General features: G+C 63.5%; 3 protein-coding genes. All 3 read left to right on the top strand.

What is annotated here, in order from left to right; genetic code table 11:
• The first annotated feature begins 24 nt into the window (after positions 1 to 24).
• The 3 genes from GGR61_RS18510 (at position 25) to GGR61_RS18520 (ending at position 8,193) form a co-directional block, all read left to right on the top strand.
• A complete protein-coding gene (locus GGR61_RS18510; RefSeq protein WP_184623206.1) occupies positions 25 to 2,805 on the top strand; it encodes a TonB-dependent receptor in 2,781 nt (926 codons plus the stop codon).
• 641 nt (positions 2,806 to 3,446) lie between these two features.
• Positions 3,447 to 7,286, top strand: coding sequence for a LamG-like jellyroll fold domain-containing protein (locus GGR61_RS18515; protein ID WP_184623218.1), 3,840 nt, complete (start codon positions 3,447 to 3,449; stop codon positions 7,284 to 7,286).
• A 277-nt stretch (positions 7,287 to 7,563) separates the two neighbouring features.
• Positions 7,564 to 8,193: a hypothetical protein gene (locus GGR61_RS18520; protein WP_184623208.1), complete on the top strand. Its 630-nt coding sequence runs from the start codon at positions 7,564 to 7,566 to the stop codon at positions 8,191 to 8,193.
• Positions 8,194 to 8,285 lie beyond the last annotated feature (92 nt).

Genomic DNA, 8,285 nt, shown 5'->3' on the forward strand with positions numbered 1-8,285 from the left:
CATGGACCCTTGGGAGGGGAGGACATGCAATTTCGGACCACCAACCGGAAGACACCGGTTACCTTGCTGGCATTGTCGATCGGCCTGGCGCTGAGCGGCCACGTGGCGGCACAAGACGTTGCACAGTCACCCGCCGAACCGGCCGTCGACCTGGACACCGTCACGGTGACCGGTTACCGCGCCTCGGTCGAAAAGGCCCTGGACATCAAGCGCGGCGAAGCCGGCGTGGTCGATGCCATTGTCGCTGAGGACATTGGCAAGTTCCCCGACCTCAACCTGGCCGAATCGCTGCAACGCATCCCCGGCGTGGTCATCACCCGCGATGCCGGCGAAGGCCGTGCCATCACGGTGCGCGGGCTGGGCCCGGAGTTCACCCGCGTGCGCATCAACGGCATGGAAGCGCTGACCACCGTCGGCGCCGGCGACCAGAGCGGCGGTACCAACCGCGGCCGTGGCTTCGACTTCAATGTGTTCGCCTCGGACCTGTTCTCGCAGCTGATCGCGCGCAAGACCGCCTCGGCCGACGTGGAAGAAGGCTCGCTCGGCGCCACCGTCGACCTGCGTACCGCGCGTCCGTTCGACTACAACGGCTTCACCTTCGCCGCCAGCAGCCAGGCCGCCTATAACGCCATGGCCGAGAAGGCCAACCCGCGTGTGGCCGCGTTGATCGCCAATACCTGGGCCGACAACACCTTCGGCGCCTTGCTGTCGGTGGCCTACACCGAGCGGCAGGTGCTGGAGGAAGGCTCCAACACCGGCCGCTGGGCCAATGGTCCGAGCAACGGGAACTTCAGTGCGGCCTCGCCGTTCGCCGCCGCGCGTTCGGCGGACGTGTACCACCCGCGATTCCCGCGCTACGTGCAGATGGAACACGACCAGCAGCGCCTGGGCGTCACCGGGTCGTTGCAGTGGAAGCCGACCGACCGCACCACCGTGTCGCTGGATGCGCTGTACTCCAAGATCGATGCCAAGCGCGATGAGCGCTATATCGAGGCGATTTCCTTCAGCCGCAACCGCGATGGCCTGACCCCGCGCCGGCCCGAGCGCGACGGCAAGCCGGCCACCATCGTGCGCAACGGCGAGATCCGCAACAACGCACTGGTCTACGGCGAATTCGACAACGTCGATATCCGTTCGGAGAACCGCCACGACGAGTGGAACACCGAGTTCAAGCAGGTCAGCCTGGATCTGGAGCACCGCTTCAACGATGCCTTTTCCATGTCCGGCCGCATCGGCACCTCGCGCTCGGCGCACGAGAACCCGATCCAGACCACCATCATCATGGACAAGTACGACGTCGACGGGTACAGCTACGACTACCGTGGCAACAATCGCGCGCCGGTGCTGAATTACGGTATCGACCCGACCAATCCCGCCGGCTGGGAACTGGCCGAGATCCGTCTGCGTCCGCAGTCGGTGGACAACGACTTCGACACCGCGCAGATCGACTTCAACTGGAACATCAGCCCGGGTTTCCGCCTCAAGGGCGGCGTGCTGGCCAAGGACTACACCTTCAGTACCGTCGAGCTGCGCCGCGCCAATGAATTGGCCGTGCCCACCTTCGCCGACGGCACCAGGATCGTGCCGACTGACCTGACCCAGCAGGCTGGGCTCAAGGGCATCAATGGCAGCCCGTCCAACTGGGTAGTGCCCAATCTGGATGCAGTGGCCGACCAGCTCGGCATCTATAGCAACACCGGCACCTATGCTGTAGCACCGCGCGTCAACAACAGCCGCAGTGTCGAAGAAAAGGATCGCGGCGTCTGGTTGATGGGCGAATTCTCTACCGATCTGGGCTCGCTGCCGTTGTCGGGTAACTTCGGCGTGCGCTATGTGCGTACCGAGCAGGAGTCCACCGGCTATGCGTTGATCAATAACGTTCCGTCGCTGACCACGGTCGGTCGCAAGTACAACAACACGCTGCCCTCGTTCAACCTGGTCGCCGAGCTCACCCCCGACCTGTTGCTGCGTCTGGGCGCGGCCAAGGTGATGTCGCGTCCCGGCCTGGGCAGTCTGACGCCCGGCGTGACCGTGGCGGTGGCCGGTGGTGCACGCACCGTGGCCGGCGGCAACCCGGATCTGGATCCGATCGAAGCCACCAACGTCGATCTCGGCCTGGAGTGGTACTTCAACGAAGGCGCGATGCTCGGTGTGGGCGTGTTTTACAAGGACATCGAAAGCTTCATCCAGACCGCACGCGAAGTCCGCCCGTATTCCAGCAGTGGCCTGCCGGTTTCGTTGCTGGATGGCACCGGCGCCACCGTCAACGACGACTTCACCTTCAGTATTCCGTTGAATACGCCCGGCGGCGAGTTGAAGGGCGTGGAAGCGAACTATGTCCAGCCATTCACCTTCTTGCCGGGCAAGTGGGCCAACCTGGGCGTGCAGCTCAACTACACCTGGGTCGATTCGCAAATCCAGTACCTGGCCAGCACCGGCGCACCGGTGATGAAGAACGACCTGACCGGGCTGTCGCGCTCGTCGTGGAATGCGACCTTGTTCTACGAGGGCGAGAGCTTCGCAGGCCGCGTCTCGGCCACCAACCGCGACGATTACCTGACCCAGGCCCCCGGCACGGAAGCGGGGTTCAATGTGGATGGCGTGCACGGCATGACCGGCACCACCATGATCGACGCCTCGCTGCGCTACAAGATCAGCAAGCAGCTGGAGCTGAGCCTGGAAGGCATCAACCTCACCAACGAAGCGTCCGACGAATGGGTGTCGTCGCCGCGGACCGGCCAGCTGCCGTTGCAGTACACCGAAACCGGCCGCCAGTACCTGCTGGGCCTGCGCTACAAGTACTAAGGGTTGCCGGCCCGCTGCGTGTACGCGCAGCGGGCTTTTTTCTTTCGGTCGATCGCCGCGGGTGGCGCGCATTCGGACCATTAGGCGATGCGATGGTGCGCTCATGGAGCGGCGGATAACACGTGCAGGCGTCGCATCAGCCACGTGGGTTCGACACCGCTGGCCTGTGGCAAGACCGCGCAGGTTCGCCGCCAGTGCCGTGGAGGACCAGGCAGCATGCAGATCCGTTTGCACCGACGCGTACGTGTGGCGATCGCCTGCATCCGTGCGCAGCAACGGCCGCATCGCATTGGCCTGAGCCAGGAACATCGACACGTCCACCCGGCAAACCCGCAAGGACAGAAAACCGCGTCATGCCGCTGCATGCCGCATTGTGGGCGCGTGCCCAACGCCTACAGAATCAGCGTCTGTTGTATGACAACCGGGAGGGTGTGGTGTTGACCGACGTGATGCAATGCCGGCGCGCACCGCGTGGTCCATCCGTTGCACAACGCCCGGCCGGGTACGGGATTGAGGGGCGAATTTCCAGCCGGCGCATAGCCAACGGTGTGTCACGGTGTCCTGGCCATCGCGCCACGCGTGCGGTGACTGTTTTGCGTTTCGAATAAGACGAGGTGAGCGTGTCGAAGGTTTTGTTGGGAATGCTGTGCCTGATCGCGCTGCCGGTGAGCGCGGCCACCACCACCGCGCCGGAGCTGTTGTTCCGGGTCTCGGCCGACCGCAGCCTGCAGGCCGATGTGGCCCGTGGTGACGGTGTGCCCAACTTCCGCGACAAGATCGCCCTGGTGCCCACCGGCAAGCGCGGCAACGCCATCGAATGGGCCGATGACGGCGTGTTGTCGTGGAATGCGCCCGGTAATCTCTACACCCAACGCGGCACGCTGAGCTTCTTCTGGCGTTCGCGCTACCCGGTGGGCGAGGCGCCATTCGTGATCTTCCGTGTCGGCTACGCCGACCACACCAGCTGGGACATGGCCTGGCTGCGCATCGACTGGAACGGCCACGGCTTCGATGCCTTCGTCACCGACGCCAACCTGGCGCGCACCCGCGTCTCCTTCAAGCTCGACAAGGCCCCGGCTGCCAGCGACTGGACCCACATTGCGTTTGCCTGGGACGAAACCCGCGGCGTGCGCCTGTATGTCGATGGCAAGGAAGCCGCACGCGTGGACTGCGGTGCGCCTTGCGCCAACGGCGGCGCGCTCGACTTTGATGCCGCGTTGGACCAGTTCGGCCTGGCTGGCCGCGTGATGTCGCCGCACCAGGTGCAGAGCCGCTACAACTTTTTACGCGGCAGCGACTTCGACGAGATCCGCATCTACGACCGCATGCTCGACGCCAGCGGCGCCGCCGCGCTGGCACGCCTGCAGGAGCCCGCCACCGCTGAAGCACCCACCGGCAACGCGCAACACGCCGCCTTCCTGCACCGCTTCGGCTGGGACAACGGCCACGCACCACCACTGCTGGACGCACCGGTCACCCGCATCCGCAAGGTAGAGTTCGCCGATGCACGCGACCTCAAGCAATGGATGTGGAAGGCCACCGACGGCATCGCCGAAACCACCTGGCCCGGCGTCTACAACCGCTCGCGCCTGCCCGGGCGCGACGACTACTTCCAGCTGCCGGACTGGAACACCTATGTCGAAGGCGGCAAGGCGCTGGACCTCACCCTGCCGGACGAACCGTTCAACCGCATCGAACTGCGCGGCGCCGCCTACGGCCAGGCCACTTACGCCGCGCCCAACGCACAGGCGCAGCCGCTGTTCGCGCGCAGCCAGGGCGTGGTGCGCAGCGTGGACCAGTTCCCCGAGCGCCGCAGCGGCACCCTGCGATTTGCCAACACCGCGCAGGAAACCCCCATCCAGGAAATCTGGGCCTACAACGTGCAACCGGGCGAGGTACCCAAAGGCAGCGCGCAACTCAGCTACACCGTGCGCAGCGACATCCAGCCCGACTACGACAACCTCGCACCCTTGCGCGATGTCATCGCCGGCCGCTACCCGCCCGGCGAGCGCCAGACCGTGATCGCGCTGCCCACCAAGGCACCGGCGCGCAAGCGCCCCAGCGACAAGGCCGCGGCAAGCGCGCAGCAGCCCATCGTGCACATCCTGGTGCCCTCCAGCCTGGGCGACCCGCCGCCGGACCAGGCGCTGATGCGCAGCTGGTCCTACGGCTGGGAGAACATGCACGACGGCCTGGACGGCATCGCCATCACCCTGCCGGCGCTCAACCTGCCGGCCACCCACAACGGCAGCATCCCGCTCAACATCCGCATCAAGGACCCCATCTGGCCCGCGCGCGACATGATCGATGTCTCGGTCGCGGTTACCCCCGGCCAGGCCCGCACGCTGTGGCTGGACCTGCGCGACAGAATCCTCAGCAACGACAGCCTGATGCTCAGCATCGCCGCCGCCGCGCCCGGCTTCGATGCCAACGCGCTCGACGGCACCCAGCTGCAGCTGGTGTTCAAGCCGCGCGCCGAGGCCATCACAGAGCACGTCGCCGACCGCTTCAACCAGGTCAAGGACAACTGGGGCTTTCTGGTGGAAGAACACACCACCTCCAAGCGCCAGCTGCTCTACAAGCGCCTGGATGCCGACATCACCGACCTGCTGCGCGTGGACCCGGACCACGCCCTCGGCCGCCAGTACTGGAACGACATCAGCTACGCCAACCAGGGCGAGTTGCCTGTCGAGATGCCCACCGTGCCCAAGGGCGTGCCCGCCTGGGCGTTCTGGCAGCTGCAAGACCTCAGCGCCACCCGCCGCTACATCCGCTGGTGGATCGAGCAGCGCCAGGTGGCCTACGGCGATTTCGGCGGCGGCATCTCCGACGATTCGGACCTGGTGCAGCAATGGCCCGGCGTCGCCCTGATGGGCGTGGACCCGGACCTCCTCAACGCCTCCATGCTGGCGCTGTCCGATGCCAACTACCGCAACGGCATGTTCACCAACGGCCTGTCCACCATCGAAACCGACGAACTGCATTCGTATGAGGAGGGCATCAACCTCAACAGCGCCCTGCTGTACCTCAACTGGGGCGACCCGCGCACCGTCGAGCGCCTGATGGAAACCGTCAAGGCCTTCGACACCATCATCCAGGTCAACCCGCAAGGCCACCTGCTGTTTGCCAGCAACTGGTTCGGCGGCCGCACCGTCTACCGCGAGCCCAACTGGCAATGGCAAAAACCGTACTCCTTCCCCATCGTGCACCCGGCCATCCTGCTGGGCGGCTATAACGCCGACCCCAACAGCCGCCGCATCGTCACCGGGTTAGCGGATGGCTATCTCGCCCACGCCTACACCAACGCCAAGGGCAACTGGGCGCTGCCCAACGAGATCAACTGGCAAACCGGCAAAACCCGCGGCGGCGAACTGTTCGAAGGCAGCGGCGGCGCCGACACCTTGCACACCTTCTGGGCCGCCTACCGCTTCACCGGCGAGCAGCGCTATCTCAAGCCCATCGACTACCGCGTGGCCAACAGCGGCCCCAACGGCCTCTCCCTGCTCAACGAAAACTTCCTCAATGTCATGGGCAAGCGCAGCGACTGGAGCGGCAAGCTCATCGATGCCGCCAACAAGGACGACGGCAGCGCCCCGGACTTCCCGCACCATGTCGCCTGGGAGCAGACCGGCAATCTCGAGTATCTCGCCGCCATTTACCGCAGCGAGGCGCGGGAGAAACTGCAGAACTTCTACATGAACACCGAAGGCCACTGGTGGAGCGACCGCGTGGAATCCCCCACGGTCAACCTGCAACGCGCACGCCTGGGCGGTGTGGCCCTCAAGCGCAACCAGACCTACCCCGGCCACACCGTGAGCTGGCGCTTCGCCGATCCAGAAGCGGCGACCCAGGTCGCCATCGCCATTCCCGCGCCCCAGCAAGATCGCTTCACCGTCATCGCCTACAACACCTCCAACAAGGCGCAGCGCGCCAGCATGACCGGCTGGAATGTCGCCCCAGGCCAATGGCGCATCACCCAGGGCGTGAGCAAAGGCAATGACGGCAAGCTCGACAGCAGCGCCAAGACGCAAGAGCGCGCTTTCGAAAAAAGCGCCTCCATCGACATCGACTTCCCCGCAGGCCGCACCACCATCCTGCAGCTCGAGCGCATCGCAGCCACCACCCCGGTCGAACTACGCCCGGACCTGGGCATCGGCCACGGCGATGTGCGTGTGACCGCAGATGCCATTGAGGTGACGGTGCATAGCCTCGGCCACGCCGATGCACCTGCCGGGTTTGTGGTGTTGGAGGATGGGCATGGGAAAGAGTTGGCGCGGGTAGGGTTTCCGGCGCTTGCCGCGCCACGCGATCTGCAGCCAATCACCACACAGGTGCGCCTGCCGCTAACCAACGCCGCAAACCTAAAAGCCGTGCAACTACGCGTCATCACCGATGGCAACACCGCAGAGATCACCGACCTCAACAATAAGCTGTCGCTACCAACCCCAACCCCCGCGCCAACGACAAAAAACATCCCATAACCAAACTCACCAATCCCTTCTCCCGCACGCGGGAGAAGGTGCCCGAAGGGCGGATGAGAGCAAAGCCGATAAAGCCAACGATCACTCGCGCAAGCGCATTGACGCAATCCAAAAACTCGGCGAGGATCAAGGCACGCAGTATTAATGCAGCCGCAAAGCCACACATTTCTTCAGGGGGAAGAAACAATGTTGAGCAAGGCAGAGAGCATCTTTTGGAAGTCAATCTGCTCAAGTTTCTGCTTTAATTGAACCGTTGGGTCCATCAAAGGAACAATTGATGCGAAGCGTTAAGACAAGACGCCGCTACGGCTATTGGCGCGAGTTGCTGGAACAATGGGTTTTCTTGGTCGAGCGCGTCCATCGGGTCACGGGAGAGAAACATGCCGTCTATTCGTACAAAGAGAGAACGAACGTTGGCCTTCTTGCGGCCGCAGCAACTGCGAACGGATGGGTCGCTTTAGAAGAGTGCCGCTCCGATAAGTACGCAAAAACTGATAGTGACGAGATATACCAAGGTCGATCTGATCTAAGAATTTGGCGGGACAAGCGTCACCACGAGATCGAAGCAAAGTTTCTAAGAGTCGCACTTACATCCTCGTCGACAACTCGGCTTACTAAAGCCTCCGAGCGTTCAATCAATGATGCTGCCCGCTCGGTAGAGTCCGGAGACAAGTTTGATCGAAAGATTGCTGTCACGTTCGTCGTTCCGACATTGACGAATGCACAAGCGGACAGCTTGTCAGCCGATACAATACTCGATCACCGAAAACGATTATTAGAATTTATTAGCAAAGGGAAGCCTAGCTTTACGGCATATGCATTTCCTGGGATCGCACCGGCCGTTGGTTCTCCCAATCGGAAGGCGCTTGGTATCATCTTGTTCGGCGCAGAGCCAATTGATGCCTAGAGCGTGTTATGAACTTTGCTCTTGTCACGCTAACGTATGCGGATGAAGCCTCGTAAGCCATATCCGACCGATATCTCCGACGAAGAATGGGC

The sequence above is a fragment of the Xanthomonas sp. 3058 genome (assembly GCF_014199765.1).
GTDB classification, from domain to species: Bacteria; Pseudomonadota; Gammaproteobacteria; order Xanthomonadales; family Xanthomonadaceae; genus Xanthomonas; species Xanthomonas campestris_B.

Excerpts from the sequence above, each read along its gene's own strand:
- GGR61_RS18515 (WP_184623218.1), top strand. The coding sequence starts at position 3,447 with ATGCTGTGCCTGATCGCGCTGCCGGTGAGCGCGGCCACCACCACCGCG.
- GGR61_RS18520 (WP_184623208.1), top strand. The coding sequence starts at position 7,564 with ATGCGAAGCGTTAAGACAAGACGCCGCTACGGCTATTGGCGCGAGTTG.
- GGR61_RS18510 (WP_184623206.1), top strand. The coding sequence starts at position 25 with ATGCAATTTCGGACCACCAACCGGAAGACACCGGTTACCTTGCTGGCA.